This is a genomic window from Stenotrophobium rhamnosiphilum (assembly GCF_003052265.1).
Lineage (GTDB): Bacteria > Pseudomonadota > Gammaproteobacteria > Nevskiales > Nevskiaceae > Stenotrophobium > Stenotrophobium rhamnosiphilum.
This window is the reverse complement of sequence record NZ_QANS01000001.1, coordinates 625,976-645,420: the sequence shown is the minus strand read 5'-3', so window position 1 is coordinate 645,420 and position 19,445 is coordinate 625,976. Positions and strand designations below refer to the sequence as shown.

The window sequence follows — 19,445 nt, the reverse complement described above, 5'->3', positions numbered from 1 at the left end:
GCGAAATCCTATCCGCGATCTGGGTCGCGTGCCAATCCTGCATAAAACTTCACGTGCCTGGCACCACCAGACACGTGAGTGATCGTTACTTTACGTTGCAGCCTTCTGCGCTTGCGGAATAAACGACATCGCACGCTCGGCCAGTGCCGTGATCGTCAAACTCGGATTAACGCCGAGATTCGCGCCCAGCATGGAGCCATCGACAACCATCATGTTTTTGTAGTTAAACACGCGATTCTGCGAGTCGATAACACCGCGCTCAGCCGTATCAGCCATCGCACAACCACCCATGCAATGCGCGGTCATCGGCACGTTCATGAAGATTTCGCTCATCGAGCTTTGTGCAATACCACCGGTCGCCAGTGCACCTTTGCGCGCGAATTCGTTAGCAGAAGGAATAAAGGTTGGAATTGGATCGCCTTCCGTCACCAGCTTTTCGCGGAACGGCCAGTACCAAGGACGCTTGTAGCGCATGTTGATATGACCATCGACCGTCTGCATGCAGAGGAAGATGACTGTCTGCTCAGCAAATCCGAATGGCAGCAGCGAACGCAGCCCTTTAACCGGATTAGCGATCAGCAACTTGAACATCGCTCCCAGCCATGAGATCGGGCGCGACCAGCCTGGCTTGCCGTCTGTCAGCACGGTGAACAAGCTGCTCATCATGTCGGAGCCCGCGGGATATCGAACGGCTTCGATATGCGTGTGCTCATCAACGTAAATGCCGGAGCCAATACCAATGCCCTTAGACATATCAATGCCAGCGCCGGGATAACGAACCGAGAGCAGAGACTCTGAGTTGGTGCGAACGCGATTGCCGAGATCGTCAGAAATGTTGGGCAGTGAGCCGCCCTGCTTCAAACGGAACAATAATTCCTGCGTGCCAAGAGACGATGCGGAGAAAATAATATTGCGCGCGAGGTAGGTGCGCTTGTCGCTGGGCGGACCAAACGTCGGCGTGACAGTGACTTCATAACCATCGCTGCCGTCGGCCTTGCCGTTTACCGGGCGCACGTCGAGCACCTTGGTTTCGGCGTGAACTTTTGCGCCGTTCTTTTCAGCCAGATAAAGATAATTTTTGTCGAGCGTGTTCTTGGCATCGTGCCGGCAACCGACCATGCAAGAGCCGCAGCCGATGCAAGATTTACGATCAGGGCCTGCGCCGCCAAAAAACGGATCGGCATAAGTCGTTCCGGGGCGATCGCCTTCTTTGCCGAAGAACACACCCACATCAGTTGGATAAAAAGTATCACCAACGCCTGCGGCGACGGCCATCTTCTGCAACATCAAATCAGCGTTGCCAAGAATCGGATTGCGCGCGACGCCGAGCATGCGCTTGGCGGTGGCGTAATGGCCGGGCATCACTTTCTGCCATTCATCTAAGCCAGCCCATGAGCCATCGGCCCATACGCTATCCGGCGGCACCAGCAATGTTTGCGCGTAACCGATTGAGCCACCGCCCACCGCGTTGCCATGCATGATCACCACATGCTTAAAAAAACGCATGCTCAAAAAACCACGCAGCCCCACAAAAGGCATCCACAAGAAATTGGCAATATTCCAATTGGTCTTCGGCATGTTCTCGGGCGTCCAGCGACGGCCCATTTCCATCACGCCGACGGTGTAGCCCTTTTCTGTAAGGCGCAGCGCGGACACGCTTCCGCCAAAGCCTGATCCAACGATCAGGTAATCGTAGTCGTATTTCATTTGGGTACTCAGTTCATTAACCGCGCAGTTCGCGACGGAGAATTTTCCCTACAGGAGATTTAGGCAGTTCGGTTAGGAACTGGATCTGACGCGGCACTTTGTAAGCCGTGAGATTTTTGCGGCAGTGATCAATCAGCACCTGTTCAGTCAGAGCACCATCACGCTTCACCACAAACACCTTCACTGCTTCACCGGTCTTTTCATCAGGCACGCCGATGCATGCAGATTCCAGCACGCCCGGGTGTTCTGCACACACGGCTTCAATTTCATTGGGATAAACATTGAAGCCAGAGACCAACACCATGTCTTTCTTACGATCAACGATATGGAAATAGCCGTCTTCATCTTGCATCGCCATATCGCCAGTGCGGAAGAAACCATCTTCAGTAAACGCTTTGGCATTTTCTTCTGGCTTGTTCCAGTAACCACGCATGACCTGCGGGCCGCGAGCACAGAGTTCGCCTGCCTCGCCTTGCTTCACTTCCTTACCATCGTCGTCACGGATAGAGATTTCAGTCGATGGCAAAGGCAAACCAATTCCTGCGCGGAACTCTGGAATGTCGGTGCGATTAACGGTCAGCACTGGCGAGGTTTCGGAGAGGCCATAGCCTTCTACTAATTTCTTGCCCGTAACTTCTGCCCAACGACGCGCCACCGCAGGCTGCACTGCTGAACCACCACCCATGGAGAGATGGAGTGTGGAGAAATTCAGTGCATCAAAGCCCGGCGTGTTGAGCAAGCCGTTAAAAAAAGTATTAACGCCAGTGATGGCGGTGCAACCTTCAAGCTTCATCGTCGCAACGAGGCCCGGCATATCGCGCGGATTGGTGATCAACACGTTCTTGCCACCCAGACGCAGGAAGCTCAGCGTGTTCACCATCAAAGCAAAGATGTGATAAATCGGCAGCGCCGTGATGATCACTTCGCGACCCGGCTTGAGCGTGTCACCTAGCCAAGTGCCGAACTGCTCAATGTTGGAAAGCATATTGCCGTGCGTCAGCTCTGCGCCCTTCGACGGACCGGTGGTGCCGCCGGTGTATTGCAGCAGCGCAGTATCCGAATGACGTAACTCACGCGCGCTCATCACACTGTTTGTGGACAGCGCTGTGTTCAAAACAGTCGCGCCAGAGTGGTCATACGTGGCGCTACCTGACTGCGGCATGCCAGCCATTGGCACGACGATAACCGTGTCTACCGATGTTTCGGCCAACACTTCGTTCACAGTCGCTACAAATGGCTCGGCAACAATGATCGCGCGGGCTCCAGAATCACGCAGCTGATGTTTGAGCTCGCGTGGCGTGTACATTGGGTTAACGTTTACAACCACGCAGCCTGCGCGCAACACACCGCTAACAGCGAGCGGATACGCCAGAATGTTCGGCATCATCAAAGCCACGCGCTCACCAACAGCCAAACTCAAATCGACTGCGAAGAAAGCGGCAAGGCGTTCGCTCAGCGCATCGAGCTGCGCATAACTCAGCGTGTTGGCCTCTTGTACAAAAGCCGTGTGCTCGGAGAAAGCACGGCAAGCTTCTGCGATGAGTTCGCCCAAGCTGTTATGGCGGAGCGTAGAAATATTTTCTGGCACACCGACGGGATAACTTGAGAGCCAATTTTTTTTCATGACATGGCCCCGGTCATTGCGGGTTGCGCATTGGCCGGAGGCGTCAGCACGCCAAGTTCATAGGCGGCTTTAATCGCCTGCAGTCGTGTACGAACTGAAAACTTGGAGTAAACATTTTTGAGATGAAACTTAACGGTGTTTTCTGACACGCAAAGGCTGCGCGCGATTTCCTTGTTGGAAACACCGTGAGCTAAACAATCGAGAAAACTTAGCTCGCGTTCCGTCAGCGGTTCAATCAAACGGTAATCACCGGCTGTGCCTGACCATGCGGTACTGGATGCGATATTAGGTTTGCCTAATTGATGCTCGCCCGCTTTGTGCTTGGAAAAATCAACACGCACCACAACATGACCAGCTTCCATATCTCTCTCTCCAGATGATTGGACGAATAGTTCTGTGGGGAGATTTGACCAGCCCAGCCGCCAACAAACGCCTAACAAAAGTTAGGGTTTTGCCAACAACCGATGCTGCACCGCAACAAAGGCGGCCGCGCTTACAGCGACCAAAGCGGTCGAGAGAATCAATTCAAACTATTGATACTTATATATTTTGTAGATTTATTCGATCAATGCACAGCCAGACTTCTGAGCAAGGTCATCGGCTCAAGCGATATCGGCAGCATGCATCTCAACAAGTCATGGATTTCTGCCGGGTCAGTGGCGATGGCATCGGGTTCCAATGCACAAAGGCTGGCGACATCGGAACGGCCATAGGCCAAGCCGATGCTGCGCATACCGATTTGATGAGCCGCCATTAATTCCCATGGATGGTCCGTCAACAGTACCCAGTTACGCGCCGCGCTGGCGCTCTGCTCGACCATGATTTTCATCAGCGGTGAGCGAATGCCGGGACAGGTGGCGTGCTCCAGCGTGACGACACTGAGGGTCATCTGCGACAGACCGTAGTGGTGCAGAATTTTGTGTGTATTGCGTGAGCCGATATGCGTCAGATAGTGCAGTTCAAAACGCGAATCCCGCGCAAGCACTTGCGCCAATCGCACACCACTTTCGCGTATGCGGCAGCGGAAACGTCCACTGTCATTAAAGTAGCTGTGATAGCGCGCAGTAGCATCGGCGATGACGCGTGTGTCTTCGGTGCCGAGCAGTGTCGATAACACTTGGCTGATCGGCCGACGGCCGATGCCGGCCTCCTCCATCTCGTCGATGGTTGGCGCGAGACCCTGTTCGATCATGGCCCAACCGACACTATCGGCGATGCCGGGCATCGGATCGAGCAGCAGCGTTTCAACATCGAAGATCAGCTGAATCCGCGCGTCACTTTTAATGACCGGGGTTGGTTCCGCCAATAGCGGAACAAAATCAGATTGCAGGTTCATGCCTTTCCTCGCGCGCGGTGCGATTTCGCTGACCGTGGCTTGGCTCAAAAGGCTTGGCTGGGTGCTTTGTATTGAAGTGTTGGCACCATCAAATGCCTGCCTTCACTGTTATCCAAATGATAATGCCTATCATTTGTAAGTCAAGCCAAGCCCCAGCTTTATACTCAGCCGCCTCGAGTTTCAGGCGCTTACGCTTGAGACGCACTCATATATTTAAGGTCAGACATGAAATCCGCCTCACTCCGGATCCGCAGTGCTTTAACGCTTGAAGCGGGCGGCGAATCTTTTGCCGGACAACGCTGGATGGCCTTGCTCGAAAACATCGAGACGACGCAGTCGATTTCGGCCGCGGCCAAAGCCATTGGCCTGAGCTACAAGGCCGCTTGGGATGCAGTCGAGGCAATGAATAATTTGTCGGAAAAACCGCTGGTCTTACGCAGCAAAGGCGGCAAAGGCGGCGGCGGAACCACGCTCACGCCACGAGGGCGTCAGCTCGTAGAAACATTCAGAGCCGTAGAAATCGAGAACAATCGCTTTCTCGAAGTGCTGAATGGACGAATCAAAAATTTTGGTAGAGATCTGCAAATTCTCGGAAGGATGACCATGTTGACCAGTGCACGAAATCACTTTTCCGGAAAAGTTACCCGCATTAAAAAAGGCAGCGTCAATGATGAAATTGAATTGAAGCTGTCAGGTGGTGAGCGCGTGGTTTCGGTCATCACCTGTGAGAGCACGGAATCACTGGGACTGAAAGTAGGCTCTGAAGCGATTGCCTTGATCAAAGCATCGTGGGTGATTGTTGGCGTTGACGATGGCGAGCAGGAATTAAAACTGTCGGCGCGCAATCGACTCAATGGCAAGATCACGCGCATGACGCCTGGCGCGGTGAACACTGAAGTTGTTATTGGGCTTAAAGGCGACAACTCCGTAGCTGCCATCATCACCAATACAGCTGCGAAATCGATGAAGCTGTCTGAAGGCAAAGCAGCTTACGCAATCTTCAAAGCATCCAGTGTGATTCTGGGCGTAGCGGCTTAAGGCTTACTCGCCCAAGCGACCGTCTTCCATCTTAAGAACGCGATCCGCCAGGTAATCGACTTCCGCTTGCGCGTGCGTGACGTAGATCATCGGGATGCGTGTTTCTTCTTTCACTCGTTTCAGGAACGGAAGAATCTGCTGCTTGAGTCGATCATCCAGCGACGATAGCGGTTCATCCAGCAACAACAAACGTGGCGAATACAACAGCGCTCGCCCTAGCGCCACACGCTGGCGTTCGCCGCCGGAGAGTTGATCCGGTCGACGCTGCAATAGCGGTTCGATCTCAAGTAAAGCAGTCACGGTTTTGAGATCCAAGTGACGCTCATTCGGATTCAGTCGATTGAACCCATAAAGCAGATTGTCACGCACCGATAGATGCGGAAATAACATTCCGTTTTGAAACACCAAACCAAAATGGCGCTTCCACGCTGGCACAAAGATGTCGCGTTGCGTGTCGATCAGATCAACGCCAGAAAAATTCAGCGTGCCTGTATTCGGGCGTAGCAGTCCCGCCAATAAAGCGAGGAAAGTGCTCTTGCCCACACCTGAAGGACCACAAATACCGGTGACGCCGCCGTTCAGCTCCACTTGCGCCGCAAGCTGGAACTCACCGCGCTTAAAAGTCAGATCAACTTTCAACGCAAGCTCCGGTCGCTCGCGTAACCCAACTGGCGTTCAGCGCGTCGACTAATGATGTGGCTGGCGAATAAAGCCACCATCGCCAAAGCAACCGAGAGATAGACCAAACGCATAGCTGGCGATTCGCCGCCCGGCACGTGGGTGTAGCTATAGATGGCGAGCGGCAAGGTTCGCGTTTCGCCAGGAATGTTTCCAACGAACGCCATCGTCGCGCCGAATTCGCCGAGGCTGCGTGAGAAGCACAACACGCTGCCCGCAATAATGCCCGGCAATGCGAGTGGAATTGTGATGGTGAAGAAGGCACGCCAAGGTGTTGCGCCCAGCGTGGTCGCGGCCTGTTCAAGGCGCGGATCAATCATGCGGAACGCGAGTCTTACCGGCTGCACCATCAAGGGAAACGCCATCACCGCAGAAGCCAGAACTGCGCCCTTCCAAGTAAAGGCAATCACGATGCCAAATTGCGCCAACAACCAAGCGCCAACAGGCCCCTGCGTTCCCAGCAACAACAGCAATAAATATCCCGGCACAACCGGCGGCAACACCATCGGCAGTTGGATCAATACATCGAGTAACAACTTGCCGCGAAACTCATAACGCGCCATTACCCAGCTCAATGCGATACCGGCCGGCAGGCACAGTGCAGTCGCCCACAGTGCAACCTTGGCAGAGAGGTATAAGGCTTGAATTTCTTCGGGGGTCAGCAACGAATCAACATCCGCTTCGATATGTATAGAAGTATATAGCGTAAGTCTGGGCTGAATAAGTCACACCAGAACCAACCCCCTCCCAAAACGCAGGGGCCGCTTATTTAGCTTCTGTTTGATACTGCGACTTCCATTCCGCGTATGGCATGCCGTAAACACGCTCGCGTGCAGCATCGTAACTCACCTCAAGGCCGCGCTCTTTTGCGGCTTCTGCGTACCACTTGGCCAGACAGTTGCGGCAAAACCCGGCGAGGTTCATCAGGTCAATGTTTTGAACCTCTTTATGAGCATCAAGGTGGGCAAGCAGGCGTCTGAATGCTGCGGCTTCGATATCCGTCTGTTGAGCAGCCTGTTGAGCTAGGTCCATCTGAAATCTCCAATCATTTGTTTGATCACTGACCGAAATTGTAGTGCTTAACGTAAAAAATGATGCTGTCTGCCGCTTTGGCAAGAATTTATCCCACAACCCTGTCAGCTCATGCCAAACCGACCGATCGACGCATATGTAAAGTCCCCTAAAGCATTGAGCTATCACGCGGATGGACGATTACGCGTGTTAGCATTTACAGCATCATTATTCAGTCAATCACCGTCGGTTTCAGCATATGAAATTGACCATTTGGAACGGCCAAGCGCCGCACCTTAGTTGGAAACCATGAAAAAAAGACAAACGGGCGCAGCACGTACCTGGAGCATCGCTGCGGCAATCATCGGCGTTCTTGTGATCTGGATGATCTCGGGTCTCATTTTTGGTAGCTCACATAAATCCGAAGATCAAAACAAACCTGTTGCTGAAAAAGCGCTGAAACGCTTCAAGGTTTCAGTTCGCTCGCAGAACGCAGAAACCGTTCAACGCGAAGTCACCTTAAACGGCGACACCACGCCAGATCAGATTGTTGTCATCGCATCGCAGATCGAAGGTCAAGTCACCGCCATCGGCGCACGCAAAGGCGCACGCGTTAACCAGGGCGCATTGCTTGCGCGCGTTGATCCACGCGATTCCGAACAACGTAAAACCCGTGCTGTCGCAATATTCAAACAGCGCGAACTTGAATTTGAAGGCGCACGACGTCTGCGCGAAACCGGCTACGTCACCGAATCTGAAGTAGCCTCACGCCAAGCTGCGCTGGAAGTGGCACGCACCGACATTAAAGAAATTGATCTGCATCTGAAAAACCTCAGCATCCTCGCGCCAGTATCTGGCGTGCTCGAACAGCAGAACATTGAAGTCGGCAGCTACGTAAAAATTGGCGAGCCGGTTGGCAAGCTGATCAAGATTGATCCATTGATTGTTTCTGGTGGCGTTGGCGAAAACGATATCCGCTACATCAAGGTTGGCGATTCTGCAGAAGCAGAAATTCTCGGCCGCCAGCTCAAGGGCCGCGTTAAATTTGTTTCTTCACTCGCAGATGACAAGACTCGCACCTTCACGGTCGATATCGCTGTAGACAATCCACGCGGTGAAATCCCGGCTGGCCTGTCGGCACGTATTCGCCTGTCTGTGCAAAACATTGCCGCACAGAAAATTCCTTCATCGCTGCTGACTTTGTCCGATAACGGCGCTATCGGCGTTAAGCATGTCGTTGACGGCAAGGTTGTATTCACCAAAGCGGACATCGTTCGATCGAATGGCGATGCAGTTTGGATTACCGGCGTGCCCTCAACCATTTCACTCATTACTCGTGGCCAAGGTTTTGTTGCCGCTGGCGAGAGTGTCGATGTAGAAGCTGAAGCAGCGCCCGCTGCTGCTGCCAAGTAAGTTGCGCCAGAGCCGCTCGCACTTATGAAAGCCCTTCTTGATGCCGCTCTAGACCGCGGCCGCATAGTTTTGCTGTTGCTGGCAATTATTTTTGTTGCTGGCGCGATTACGTACGCCTACATCCCTAAAGAATCGAGCCCTGACGTTCCGATTCCTTACATCTACACCGCCGTGATGCACGAAGGCATCTCACCAGAAGATGCTGAACGCTTACTGACACGTCCACTGGAGCAAGCATTGCGCTCCATTGAAGGCGTGAAAAAAATGACGGGCAAAGCGGCGCAAGGTTTTGGCTCTGCCACTTTGGAATTTGAAGCAGGCTTCAATCCAGAAAAAGCCATGCGTGATGTTCGCCGCAAAGTCGATGAAGTGAAATCAAAACTGCCTGCCGACAGTGAAGAACCCATCGTCAACGAAGTAAACATTGCGCTGTTTCCTGTTCTGGTTGTGACCTTGTCTGGTCCTGTACCAGAGCGCACGCTGCTGCAAGTCGCACGCAATCTCAAAGACGATCTCGCCAGCGTCAAAGGTGTTCTGGAAGTCGACATCGGCGGCAATCGTGAAGAGATGGTCGAGATTTCGATTGATCCATTGAAGATGGACAGTTATGGCATTTCACAGAATGAACTGTTCAGTCTGTTTTCACGCAACAATCGTCTGATTGCTGCAGGCACGCTACAAACCAGCAACGGCCAGTTCGCAGTGAAATTGCCGGGCGTACTTGAAAGTGTTGAAGACGTACAGAATCTGCCGGTGAAAGTTTCTGGCGATCGCGTTGTTAAATTCTCTGACATCGCCACGATTACTCGCGCATTCAAAGATCCTCAAGGCTTTGCACGTCGCAATGGCGAAACTGCCATCACGCTGGAAGTGAAAAAGCGTATCGGCGAAAACGTCATTGAAACGATTCAGCGCGTTCGTGATTCGGTCGCTCAACATCAAAAGCTCTGGCCCGAAACGATCAAGGTTGATTACTCGCAAGACGCGTCCGCGGAAATCAAAGAAGGCCTGAACGATCTGCAGAACGGCGTACTCACTGCCGTCATTCTCGTCGTCTGCGTACTCATCGGTTATCTCGGCTGGCGCACCGCGTCCCTCGTCGCGATTGCAGTGCCGGGCTCATTCCTGATCGGCATCCTCGTGCTGGCTGGCATGGGTCTTACCGTCAACATCATCGTGCTCTTCAGCTTGATCATGGCAGTGGGCATGCTCGTGGATGACGCCATCGTCGTCTCGGAATATGCCGATCGAAGAATGTGCGAAGGCTTTTCGCCTGAGGCCGCTTATCGCGACGCCACCAAACGCATGGCATGGCCAATCATTTCATCGACGGCTACGCGCCTCGCCGCTTTCTTCCCGCTGCTGTTCTGGCCGGGAATGCTCGGCGGTTTCATGCGCTACTTGCCTATCACCTTATTGGCGACATTGACCGCCTCGCTGGTGATGGCGCTGATCTTTATCCCGGCACTCGGCGCGCGCTGGGGCCGCAAGGATTCACATTCGGAAGCAGAACAGAAACACATCGCGATCGCCGAGACCGGCGATCTGAGTGAGCTCAGCGGCGGCACGGGTTCTTACCTGCGCGCACTGACCTGGGCAGTGGATCGTCCCGTCAAAACTTTCTGGATCGCGATTGCGATGCTGATCGTTATTTTCTCTTCGTATAGCTTCTTGGGCTCTGGCGTGGAGTACTTCCCGGCCAGCGAACCGAACAGCATCATGGTCAACGTGCATGCACGCGGCGATCTCTCGATCTACGAAAAAGATACAGTGATGCGCGAGACAGAAAAACGTCTGCTGCCGATGACTGAATTCAAAAGCGTCTATGCACGCACCGGTGGCGGCGGTGGTCACGAAGCTGCTGCGGACAACATCGGCGTGATTCAGCTGGAACTCAAAGATTGGAAAGATCGACGCAGGGCCAACAAAATCGTTGAAGAAGTACGTCAACGCACCGCAGGCATGCCAGGCGTCGTGATTGAAGTTATTCAAGAACAAAATGGCCCGAGCCAAGGCAAACCGATTCAGATCGAATTGTCCTCGCCTGTGCCGGAGTCACTGAACGAATCCAACGAACGTCTCGGCAATGCCACGCTCGCCATTCGCTCCGCGATGGAAAAGATTGGCGGCTTTACCGATATCGAAGACACGCGCCCACTCGCAGGCATTGAGTGGCATTTGGTGGTTGATCGCGCTGAAGCCGCGAAGTACGGCGCTGACGTGATGCTGGTCGGCAACACCGTGCAGCTGGTCACCAATGGCGTACTGCTCGGCAAATATCGCCCTGAAGATGCGGACGATGAAATCGATATTCGTGCTCGTTACACCGAGCCTTATCGCAATCTGCAGCAGCTCTCGAATCTACGTATCCAGACCGCAAGTGGGCTGATCCCTGCTTCTAACTTTGTCGAACGTAGCGCTGCACCGCTGGTTAACGCGATTCGTCGCGTCGATGGACGGCGTGTGATGAAAGTTGAAGCTAACGTTGCGTCCAACGTTCTGGCAGACAGCCAAGTCAAAGCGCTGACACAGTATTTTGTAAAGCACCCTTACGCCGGATTCAACGACGGCACAGTGCGCATACGCTTTCAAGGCGAACAGGAAGAACAAGCTGAAGCGGCCGCGTTTCTCGGCAATGCATTTACGCTCGCAATCATCCTGATGATTGCCATCCTCGTCACGCAGTTCAACAGCTTCTATCAGACCGTGCTGATTCTCTCGGCAGCCCTGTTCTCAACGGCTGCGGTGATGCTGGGCCTGATGCTGCTGCGCGAGCCGTTTGGCATCGTCATGAGCGGCTTGGGTGTGATTTCGCTGGCGGGCATTATCGTCAACAACAACATCATCCTGATCGACACCTACAACCATCTGCGCGCAGACGGCAATGGCCTGCCGCCACGTGAAGCGATCTTGCGTACGGGCGTGATGCGTCTGCGTCCGGTGCTGCTGACGGCAGGCACGGCGATTCTGGGCTTGCTGCCGATGGCGTTTGCGCTAAACATCGACATCATCCATCGCTTGGTCACGCACAACGCGCCGTCGGCAATGTGGTGGATACCGCTCGCTTCGGCTGTTGCAGGCGGCCTCGCCTTCGCCACGCCGATTACACTAATTCTGACGCCAGCCTTGCTGATGTGGCGCGAACACCGCGCAGAACGCAAGGCCGCGCGTTTGCGCAGGACTCACGCTTAAACACCCGCTCAAACGAAGCTTACACAAGGAATTTTCGTCGCCCACTTCACAGGGTTCTAAAAGCCTGCTAAATAGCAAAAAAGCGTTTTGAATCTTCTTCGTTGTAGGAATGCAATGGCGAGAAAACCGAAAGTACAGCTGAAACCAGAACCGGCGAAAACCAACGTCGATGAATTCTCTGACGACCTCGATGGTCTCGAAGAAGAAGTCGTGATCGTTGAACCAGTCGTTCCTCAGGCCAAGCTTCGCGACTGGCGCGACGTTGAGAAGCTCAAAGAAGAGCGAGATTTGCGTCGCAACGTCGACGACGATCTCGATCTCCTCGACGATCTCATCGGCCGCGCAGGGCGACGCAGCTAAACCCGCTTCTTGACGCGAGACGCTGTCGATTTCTTCGGCAGCGCCTTTTCCTTTTTCACTGTGGGCCAAGCATCTTTCTGTCCGGAACGCGCGCGTTCAGAATGTGAGCTGCCCAAACCCTTGCTGACAATCTTGAAAGCTTCGTCGATGCTATCGACGATCTTGAACAGCTTCAGATCTTCCCGCGAAATAAGGCCAGCATCCGCCAGCGCCTTGAAATTCACCGCCTTGGTCCAGAACGCCTTGCCATAAAGCACGATTGGCATCGGCGCAGATTTGCCGGTCTGGGTCAGCGTCAGCAACTCAAACAACTCATCAAACGTTCCAAAGCCGCCAGGGAAAATCACCGCGGCCGCTGACAAGTTCACAAACCAGAACTTGCGCATAAAGAAGTAATGGAACTCAAAAGCATGATCCGGCAGCACGCTCGGATTGATGTGCTGCTCAAACGGCAAGGAAATATTCAAACCGACATTGAGCTTCATATCGACACGTGCAGCGCCCTCGTGGGCGGCCTGCATGATGCCGGGGCCACCACCGGTGCAGATGTGGTAACGCTCGGTCGGCGCATGCTCTTGCGTGGTCCAGGCTGCCAGTTTCTCCGCTAAGCCTGCGGCAGCAGCGTAATAACCCGGTTTGTCGCCCGGCTGGATACGCGCCGAGCCAAAGAAGATTACTGTGTGCTTGATGCCTTTGCGCAGCAGGCGCTGGTCCGGCTCCATGTATTCGGTCTGGATGCGCAGCATGCGGGCGCCGTCGCTGTGCAGAAATTCCGTGTTGTCGTAAGCCTTAAGCGTTTTACTATTTTTTTTCATTGGCCTGCTTCTTGCTTTGGTCAGGAATGACGGGGCTGGCATGTCATTTTGGTCGTTCCTTATACCAACAATACCTGCCAAGTTCTTGTCATGTTTGAGGTCGATACTGTGACAAAGAGCGGAACCGAGCCGCACATAGCGGGTCGGACTAGGAGTCTTAACAAAAGAAGACGCTGACCATGAAGGAAATGACATGAAGCGACTCACCCCCATTGATACCGCTTTTTTGCTGATGGAAAAGCGGCAACAGCCCCTACATGTGGGCGCGCTGATCCTGTGCACTCCGCCGCCGGGCGCACCACCTGACTTTGCCAACCAACTCGCTGAACGCCTGCGACACTGCACCACCGCCGCATCGCCCTTTAACCGTCGATTGACCGGCGGCGGAGCCATCAAGTTTTGGTCAGAAGACGAAGACTTCGATATCGCCCACCATTTTGTGCACTTAGCCTTGCCCAAGCCCGGTCGCATCCGCGAGCTATTAGCGATGGTCTCGCGCGTGCATAGCCAGCATCTGGATCGCGCTTATCCACTGTGGCGCGCTTATTTGATCGAAGGGCTAGAAGACGGCCGCATCGCACTCTATTTCAAGATTCATCACTCATTGGTGGACGGTATAGCCGGCATCCGACTGATGATGAAATCGATGTCGATCGACGTCGAAGATTCACTCCTGATGCCTGCCCCTTGGGGTGTGCGCACACGCAAAACGCAGCACGCTGCGCTGCCCATTCCTACACCCGGCGCAGGCACGTTTAGCGCGCTGACACGACTTGCAGGTTCCGGCTACAAATCTGTGCCCGCTGTGGTGCGACAGTTGCGCCAAACTTTGAGTGACTCGCGCAACAAACATCCAGAGGCCATTACCAGCCTGCAAGCACCACGTTGCATTCTCAACCAGAAAGTCAGCGGCTCACGTCGCTTTGCCGCGCAGTCGTATTCCACGCCACGCGTAAAAGCCATCGCTAAAGCTTTCAATGCCACTGCTAACGATGTCGTACTCGCGCTGTGCGGCTCGGCGCTGCGTCGTTACCTGATGGAGCTCAACGAGCTACCTGATCGTCCATTGATCGCCTTGGTGCCGGTCTCCACGCGTCATGACGATAGCGAGAGCGGCAATGAAATTGCGTTCGCACTCGCCAGTCTTGCCACCGATGTCGTGGATCCAGCGGATCGTCTGCGCGCGGTTAAAGCCTCGATGGATTACACCAAAGAGCGCTTCCGTCAGATGACGCCGTCACAAGTGTTGGCCTACAGCGCCGCACTGATCACGCCGGGCGCTCTGGCTTGGCTGACGGGGCTGGATCGCAAATACACCATTGCCAACACCGTGATCTCGCACGTACCGGGCCCGCGTCGGCCCTTGTATTGGCAGGGCTGCAAGCTAGATGGCATCTATCCCGCTTCACTCGTGCTCGACGATTTTGCGCTCAACATCACGTTGATCAGCCGTCACGATTTCATCGACTTCGGCATCATTGCCTGCCGCAAAAACCTGCCGCGCGTGCAGAAGCTGCTGGGTTATATCGAAGAGGCGATTGTGGAGCTTGAAACGACGCTGGCACCAGAAGTGATTGAAGTGCCAAAGAAGAAGCGCGCCTAGAAACTGCTCTAGCTGTACAGCGGGCCATCCTGCACACGCACTCGCGCGCTAGTGCGTTTTTTCTGCGTCTCTGGCCCGAATAGCCTCTAGAATAAGAGCAGATAAAAATTGCCAAAGCATCAGGTAGCTAGAGAGTGCTTTTCACGAGGGAGTTGGACCATTGAAAATCATGCAAGTCATGTTTTCGCGTGGCCGTGGCGGACTCGAACGAGTCTTCTTCGATCACGCTGAATTGCTTGCGCGTCGCGGGCATATTGTTCATTGCGTCATCCTTGATCACGCTGGCTACGCTGAAGAATTGAACAAGCTGGCGGCACAGAGCAATGGCACGATCATCTTGCATATTTGCCCTGCCAGCGGCTTGCATCGCATGCTATTTCCGTGGGCACTGCGCCGACTAGTCAAGCAGATCGGCCCAGATATTATCGTTGCGCACGGTGCCAAGGTCACCAGTCGACTCAGTCAACTACGCCCGCAACAAGTGCCATTAGTCGCAGTCACGCACAACGAAAGCCCGCGGCTAATGAAGGCGACACATTTGATTGTGCTCTGCGAACATTTACGCAAGTTATTTGCAGCGCGCGGATTCTCTCCAGCGAACATGCACGTCATTCCCAATTGCTTGCCCTTGTGCGCATCCAACGTACCGCAACGCCAGCAAACCACGACCGACCGAATTTTAAGAATCGGCACGCTATCCCGCTTAGTCAGCAAAAAAGGGGTTGATATATTTCTGCGCGGCTTCCGTATCGCACTCGATCGCGGACTACAAGCAGAAGCCATCATCGGTGGCGATGGCCCTCTGAGAGCAGATCTCCAAAAGCTTTGTCATTCACTAAAGCTAGATGCACACGTTAGCTTTGCTGGCTGGGTCTCAGACTCCAGCACTTTCTATGCTGATGTTGATTGGATATGCATTCCATCTCGCGACGAACCTTTTGGGCTGGTTGCCTTGGAGGGGTTTGCATATGGCGTGCCGGTAATCGCGTCAGCGGTTGGCGGCTTAGCAGAGATGATTACTGATGGCGTCAACGGCGTTCTGTTTCGTAGCGATGATCCCGAATCGCTTGCCGAAGCGCTCTTAAAAACTTACAGGCAGCGCGATCAAATCGGCAAAATCCGAGAAGCCGCTTATGTTGGTTTGCAGCGATATATGCCCGAGCAGATTGCGATGGAAATTGAATCTGCCTTGTTAACGGCGATAGTCGACATTCAACGCGACGTTGCCAAAGAAAAAACCACCTAATCAAACCGAGCTGATTTTTTAGATCAGCTTACTTAAGCGCGCAAACGACGTTTGCTTCTTCCCAATAAACCGGAGGCTGTTTCGATCAGAAACAGCCTCCGATTGATTTAGGGTGCTGCCGCAGGAGCAGGAGCACTCGCTGCCGGGGTCGAATCAACTTGCGCCGGTGTCACAACGGGTGAAGCACTGACGCCTTCAACTACAGGCGCTACAGGCTGCGTTGCATCACTTGTGGGAGCCACTGGCTCTGCTGCGGATTCTGCTGCGGATTCTGCTGCTGCCTTAGCTGCTGCCTCTGCAACTGCTTTTGCTTCTGCTGCTGCTTTAACAGCTGCGGCGGCGGCCGCATCGGCTTCTGCCTTCTCCGCAGCAAGCTTCAAGGCCTTGGCCTTTGCCGCAGCAATACTCGCATCCACTGCCGTGCTTACAGAAGCAAAGAAATCCTTATAGAAGGCAGCATCGGTGACGTTGCCCTCTTTCGTCACAACAGTCTGATACTCCGTACCCGTAGGGAAGATCGGAATAATCCAGAGCAACTTCCACCAGGTGTGCCATTCGCGATGCAGAATAGTCTGCTGGCTCGCGGCGATGGTCACGATGCTGTTCTCGTCTTCTGCGTTCACATCAGCCGTGGCGACGATGTTGTACGACACGTCTTTTTCCACAGGATCCTGAAAATTGCGGGTCGCTTTGATCAAGCCGGAACTGGGATCCGCGCTTTCCATCGTGAAACCCTGACGAATCAGCGTTATTTTTACTGCACGGAAAGTTTGATCTAGAGGCGCTGCAAAAGTTTGATGGTTGCCCTTGATCGCAGACTCAGCCGCAAACGCTTTATGGTAACCATCGTTGGTGGCACAGCCACCCGCTAGTGCAATGGCCACAGCCAAAGCAATCGCATTGCTCAGTTTGATAAACATCGAAGACCCACTCCCAAGATTTAGCGTTGAATCGTAGTTTTAATAGTTGAAGCAACAACGATTCTATACACAGGTAGAAGCCGTGTAAAAACGGCTGCTACCTAGGAGTTTTTTTGCCTAAGCCGAACGCAGTCTGGCGCGCCCCTGTTTGGGGTGCTTACGTGCATACGCCTGCAAAAATTCCATTTGGTCAGCGAGGATGCGACGGTTCTGCAAAATCAGATATTCCGCAAGATTGGGCGTGTACGGCACCGCCAAGAGTTTCATGCCGGATTCTTCTGGCGTGCGATCGTCCTTGCGTTGATTGCATTCGCGACAGGCACTCACGCAGTTTTCCCAAACGCTCTGGCCACCGCGCGAAGCGGGATACACATGGTCACGCGTCAGCTGTGAGATCGGGAACGATGAGCCGCAATAGAGGCAGAGATTGCGATCGCGCTGGAACAGCGTGCGATTGGTCAGCAGCGGCGTGCTGCGTTCATACCGTTTGGATTTGTCAGCGACGGCGATGATCGAGCCGATTTCGATAGAGCTGCGTTCACCCGTGCGAGCACAAATGCCGCCGTAGATCGTAAAGCGCCCTTCACCCGCCACCCAGCGAACACGCTCGCGGCTGTAAAGAGTGACCGCTGTTTGCCAGCGGATCCAGGAAACCGGTAGACCACCGGCATCGAGTTTCAGAATTGCAGGAATGCTCTCCATAACTCCTTCTCACTTCAAAATTCAGCGGGTTTTTAACGCCTCCCGCAAGGCCATCTTCAGTAGCATGGTATGTGATAAATATTTAACTAATGTGAAAACTATACTCAAACTTCAAACAAGGCAAGTTTCGATGGACCATTAAATCGAGCCCCAAAAGCTTGCCGGTCATTTTTTGACCAGCGAACAATACTCCGGAAATCCAAAGCGTGCGGCCGAACGCGGGGAAATGAGCCCCGATTAGCAGCCGCAACGCAGGCGCAATCCCTGGTCTTTTTGAGGAGCGCTGAGGCATTCCGCCTTGCCGTGCTGAGCAAGAATTGCTTCTCGTGACACACCGGGCGCAAAGATCAGCGCGCCATCACTCAAGCCGATCACAGATAAGCCATGCCACTGCTGCGGCGTTTTGAACATGCCGCTATCGTCGCGGCTCAGCGCCAAATCGCTGGAACAGCTTTGCAGCCAGTGATCGATTTGCGTCTCTGCAGTCGCTGGCGCAATGGATGCCCCCGCCGCTGCCATGCGCCCTTCTGGCGCGGATCGCACAGCCTTGGACATCGCCATCGGAGGTGGCGCTGGTGCAGGCGCAGGTTTAGCTGGCGCTGCATCTTGCAGTACGAAATTTTGCGCTTCGGATTCTGCTGATGACTTTGATGCCAACTCCGCATCACGTCTTGATGGCGGCGCCACATCTGCTTGAACCTCCGGCGCTGCGGCGATTATCGGTTCTGCTGCAGGCGCAGCCATCGCGATGGCAGCACTGGCTGCTGCCATTTCTTTTTTCATCTCACTCTTCATCTCACTTCTTTGCCGCTGTGCTTGATCCGCTTTGGCACGTGCCTGCGCCATTTGGGTTGCGGCTGGCGACTGCGGTTGTGCTTGCGTCGGAGCAAGTTCTGGCTGAGCAGCAGCAAGATCTTGCGTCGCTTCATTGGCAGCTGGCGCAAAAACAGCGCGCTCAGCAACAGGATCCTGGCGCACTTGCAGAAACACGCCCAAGGACAGCACCAACACCGCCGCTGCAGCGAGTGAAGTGTTCCAAGGCCGCAACGCACGTGGTTTTTTGGCAACAACAACAACAGGCGCTGCAAGCGCTTGTTCACTCATCCGCAGAATGGCTTCGTCCACAGCCGTAGGCGATTGTTCTTGTGCGTTGGCGCGATACACCTCGCGCACCTTGCCGCGACCGGCGAGAAAATCTTCCAGCTCGCGATCGTCGGGTTTTTGCGGGGTTTGTTCAGGGCCAGACATCAGCAAGTTCTCCTCTGAGTTTGGCGAGCGCATAACGCAAGCGCGACTTAACGGTTTCGCGACCTACACCTTGAGTGCTAGCAATTTCTTCCAGCGACAAGCCACCTTCGGCCTGCAATAAAAATGCTTCGCGCTGCTCAATCGACAAAGCATCCAGCGCTTGCATCAAGCGACTGCCCTGCTCGGCTTGCGTCGCACGAGCTGCGGGCGTGTGATGTTCCGGCGCAGCCACTTCGGCAGCAACATCCAACTCTTCTTGCGGACGCTCAGCGCGCCAGTGATCCACCAAACGATTGTGCGCCAGACGATAAAGCCAAGTAGCAAAACGCGCGCGCGGCTCATAGATGTTGCGCACCTTGATCACGCTGGCCCAAACCTCTTGCGACAACTCTGCAGCGAGCGCTTCGTTGCGACAGCCACGCAACAGATAACGCCAAACACCATCCTTGTGTCGCGCATACAAAGTCGCGAACGCAGACGCCTCGCCTGCTGCGTATCGCAGCATCAAGCTTTCGTCAGTGTGTGGATCATCGGGGACAGACATTCCCCGAT

General features: G+C 54.1%; 18 protein-coding genes. 6 read left to right on the top strand and 12 right to left on the bottom strand.

Annotated elements, in window-relative coordinates; genetic code table 11:
• Positions 1-90 precede the first annotated feature (90 nt).
• From choxAB to CJD38_RS02920, 4 genes are all read right to left on the bottom strand, one after another.
• A complete protein-coding gene (gene choxAB / locus CJD38_RS02935; protein ID WP_107938783.1) occupies positions 91-1,707 on the bottom strand; it encodes a cholesterol oxidase in 1,617 nt (538 codons plus the stop codon).
• 16 nt (positions 1,708-1,723) lie between these two features.
• Positions 1,724-3,331 (bottom strand): AMP-binding protein, encoded by a 1,608-nt coding sequence (locus CJD38_RS02930; RefSeq protein ID WP_107938782.1) that lies wholly within the window; start codon positions 3,329-3,331, stop codon positions 1,724-1,726.
• The gene (locus tag CJD38_RS02925; RefSeq protein WP_107938781.1) at positions 3,328-3,693 is read right to left on the bottom strand and encodes a helix-turn-helix domain-containing protein; all 366 of its coding nucleotides are present in this window, start codon (positions 3,691-3,693) and stop codon (positions 3,328-3,330) included. The genes CJD38_RS02930 and CJD38_RS02925 overlap by 4 nt, the downstream gene beginning before the upstream one ends.
• 203 nt (positions 3,694-3,896) lie before the next feature.
• Positions 3,897-4,667, bottom strand: a complete 771-nt coding sequence (locus CJD38_RS02920; RefSeq protein ID WP_107938780.1) for an HAD family hydrolase — start codon at positions 4,665-4,667, stop codon at positions 3,897-3,899.
• Between the two features lie 225 nt (positions 4,668-4,892).
• Here CJD38_RS02920 and CJD38_RS02915 point away from each other — a divergent pair, with 225 nt between their 5' ends.
• The gene (locus CJD38_RS02915; RefSeq protein WP_107938779.1) at positions 4,893-5,705 is read left to right on the top strand and encodes a TOBE domain-containing protein; all 813 of its coding nucleotides are present in this window, start codon (positions 4,893-4,895) and stop codon (positions 5,703-5,705) included.
• Between the two features lie 3 nt (positions 5,706-5,708).
• Here the strand turns inward: CJD38_RS02915 and CJD38_RS02910 are convergent, their stop codons facing one another.
• The 3 genes from CJD38_RS02910 to CJD38_RS02900 all read right to left on the bottom strand — a co-directional run bounded on the left by CJD38_RS02910 (position 5,709) and on the right by CJD38_RS02900 (position 7,415).
• On the bottom strand, positions 5,709-6,344 hold the full coding sequence (locus tag CJD38_RS02910; protein WP_107938778.1) for an ATP-binding cassette domain-containing protein: 636 nt from the start codon (positions 6,342-6,344) through the stop codon (positions 5,709-5,711).
• On the bottom strand, positions 6,341-7,048 hold the full coding sequence (gene modB, locus CJD38_RS02905) for a molybdate ABC transporter permease subunit (protein ID WP_107938777.1): 708 nt from the start codon (positions 7,046-7,048) through the stop codon (positions 6,341-6,343). Before modB ends, CJD38_RS02910 begins: the two co-directional genes overlap by 4 nt.
• Positions 7,049-7,148: 100 nt before the next feature.
• The gene (locus tag CJD38_RS02900; RefSeq protein WP_107938776.1) at positions 7,149-7,415 is read right to left on the bottom strand and encodes a DUF1244 domain-containing protein; all 267 of its coding nucleotides are present in this window, start codon (positions 7,413-7,415) and stop codon (positions 7,149-7,151) included.
• Between the two features lie 288 nt (positions 7,416-7,703).
• Here CJD38_RS02900 and CJD38_RS02895 point away from each other — a divergent pair, with 288 nt between their 5' ends.
• The 3 genes from CJD38_RS02895 to CJD38_RS02885 all read left to right on the top strand — a co-directional run bounded on the left by CJD38_RS02895 (position 7,704) and on the right by CJD38_RS02885 (position 12,359).
• Positions 7,704-8,807: an efflux RND transporter periplasmic adaptor subunit gene (locus CJD38_RS02895; protein ID WP_107938775.1), complete on the top strand. Its 1,104-nt coding sequence runs from the start codon at positions 7,704-7,706 to the stop codon at positions 8,805-8,807.
• Positions 8,808-8,831: 24 nt separating this feature from the next.
• A complete protein-coding gene (locus CJD38_RS02890) occupies positions 8,832-11,999 on the top strand; it encodes an efflux RND transporter permease subunit (RefSeq protein WP_107938774.1) in 3,168 nt (1,055 codons plus the stop codon).
• Positions 12,000-12,113: 114 nt separating this feature from the next.
• On the top strand, positions 12,114-12,359 hold the full coding sequence (locus CJD38_RS02885) for a hypothetical protein (RefSeq protein ID WP_107938773.1): 246 nt from the start codon (positions 12,114-12,116) through the stop codon (positions 12,357-12,359).
• On the opposite strand, the gene CJD38_RS02880 is transcribed toward CJD38_RS02885, so the two are convergent.
• Positions 12,356-13,174 (bottom strand): LOG family protein, encoded by an 819-nt coding sequence (locus tag CJD38_RS02880; protein ID WP_107938772.1) that lies wholly within the window; start codon positions 13,172-13,174, stop codon positions 12,356-12,358. The genes CJD38_RS02885 and CJD38_RS02880 overlap by 4 nt on opposite strands.
• Before the next feature lie 193 nt (positions 13,175-13,367).
• Here CJD38_RS02880 and CJD38_RS02875 point away from each other — a divergent pair, with 193 nt between their 5' ends.
• Positions 13,368-14,777 (top strand): WS/DGAT/MGAT family O-acyltransferase, encoded by a 1,410-nt coding sequence (locus CJD38_RS02875; protein ID WP_107938771.1) that lies wholly within the window; start codon positions 13,368-13,370, stop codon positions 14,775-14,777.
• A 169-nt stretch (positions 14,778-14,946) separates the two neighbouring features.
• On the top strand, positions 14,947-16,023 hold the full coding sequence (locus CJD38_RS02870; RefSeq protein WP_240783519.1) for a glycosyltransferase family 4 protein: 1,077 nt from the start codon (positions 14,947-14,949) through the stop codon (positions 16,021-16,023).
• 107 nt (positions 16,024-16,130) lie between these two features.
• Here the strand turns inward: CJD38_RS02870 and CJD38_RS02865 are convergent, their stop codons facing one another.
• From CJD38_RS02865 to CJD38_RS02850, 4 genes are all read right to left on the bottom strand, one after another.
• On the bottom strand, positions 16,131-16,943 hold the full coding sequence (locus CJD38_RS02865) for a hypothetical protein (RefSeq protein ID WP_107938769.1): 813 nt from the start codon (positions 16,941-16,943) through the stop codon (positions 16,131-16,133).
• 117 nt (positions 16,944-17,060) lie between these two features.
• Positions 17,061-17,645 (bottom strand): HNH endonuclease, encoded by a 585-nt coding sequence (locus CJD38_RS02860; protein ID WP_107938768.1) that lies wholly within the window; start codon positions 17,643-17,645, stop codon positions 17,061-17,063.
• Positions 17,646-17,882: 237 nt separating this feature from the next.
• Positions 17,883-18,893, bottom strand: a complete 1,011-nt coding sequence (locus tag CJD38_RS02855) for a hypothetical protein (protein ID WP_107938767.1) — start codon at positions 18,891-18,893, stop codon at positions 17,883-17,885.
• Positions 18,880-19,437, bottom strand: coding sequence for an RNA polymerase sigma factor (locus CJD38_RS02850; protein ID WP_107938766.1), 558 nt, complete (start codon positions 19,435-19,437; stop codon positions 18,880-18,882). The genes CJD38_RS02855 and CJD38_RS02850 overlap by 14 nt, the downstream gene beginning before the upstream one ends.
• Positions 19,438-19,445: the final 8 nt, after the last annotated feature.

Bases quoted from the DNA above. Each gene is read 5' to 3' on its own strand.
- choxAB (WP_107938783.1), bottom strand. From the start codon at position 1,707: ATGAAATACGACTACGATTACCTGATCGTTGGATCAGGCTTTGGCGGA.
- CJD38_RS02930 (WP_107938782.1), bottom strand. From the start codon at position 3,331: ATGAAAAAAAATTGGCTCTCAAGTTATCCCGTCGGTGTGCCAGAAAAT.
- CJD38_RS02925 (WP_107938781.1), bottom strand. From the start codon at position 3,693: ATGGAAGCTGGTCATGTTGTGGTGCGTGTTGATTTTTCCAAGCACAAA.
- CJD38_RS02920 (WP_107938780.1), bottom strand. From the start codon at position 4,667: ATGAACCTGCAATCTGATTTTGTTCCGCTATTGGCGGAACCAACCCCG.
- CJD38_RS02915 (WP_107938779.1), top strand. From the start codon at position 4,893: ATGAAATCCGCCTCACTCCGGATCCGCAGTGCTTTAACGCTTGAAGCG.
- CJD38_RS02900 (WP_107938776.1), bottom strand. From the start codon at position 7,415: ATGGACCTAGCTCAACAGGCTGCTCAACAGACGGATATCGAAGCCGCA.
- CJD38_RS02895 (WP_107938775.1), top strand. From the start codon at position 7,704: ATGAAAAAAAGACAAACGGGCGCAGCACGTACCTGGAGCATCGCTGCG.
- CJD38_RS02890 (WP_107938774.1), top strand. From the start codon at position 8,832: ATGAAAGCCCTTCTTGATGCCGCTCTAGACCGCGGCCGCATAGTTTTG.
- CJD38_RS02885 (WP_107938773.1), top strand. From the start codon at position 12,114: ATGGCGAGAAAACCGAAAGTACAGCTGAAACCAGAACCGGCGAAAACC.
- CJD38_RS02880 (WP_107938772.1), bottom strand. From the start codon at position 13,174: ATGAAAAAAAATAGTAAAACGCTTAAGGCTTACGACAACACGGAATTT.
- CJD38_RS02875 (WP_107938771.1), top strand. From the start codon at position 13,368: ATGAAGCGACTCACCCCCATTGATACCGCTTTTTTGCTGATGGAAAAG.
- CJD38_RS02870 (WP_240783519.1), top strand. From the start codon at position 14,947: ATGCAAGTCATGTTTTCGCGTGGCCGTGGCGGACTCGAACGAGTCTTC.
- CJD38_RS02865 (WP_107938769.1), bottom strand. From the start codon at position 16,943: ATGTTTATCAAACTGAGCAATGCGATTGCTTTGGCTGTGGCCATTGCA.
- CJD38_RS02860 (WP_107938768.1), bottom strand. From the start codon at position 17,645: ATGGAGAGCATTCCTGCAATTCTGAAACTCGATGCCGGTGGTCTACCG.
- CJD38_RS02855 (WP_107938767.1), bottom strand. From the start codon at position 18,893: ATGTCTGGCCCTGAACAAACCCCGCAAAAACCCGACGATCGCGAGCTG.
- CJD38_RS02850 (WP_107938766.1), bottom strand. From the start codon at position 19,437: ATGTCTGTCCCCGATGATCCACACACTGACGAAAGCTTGATGCTGCGA.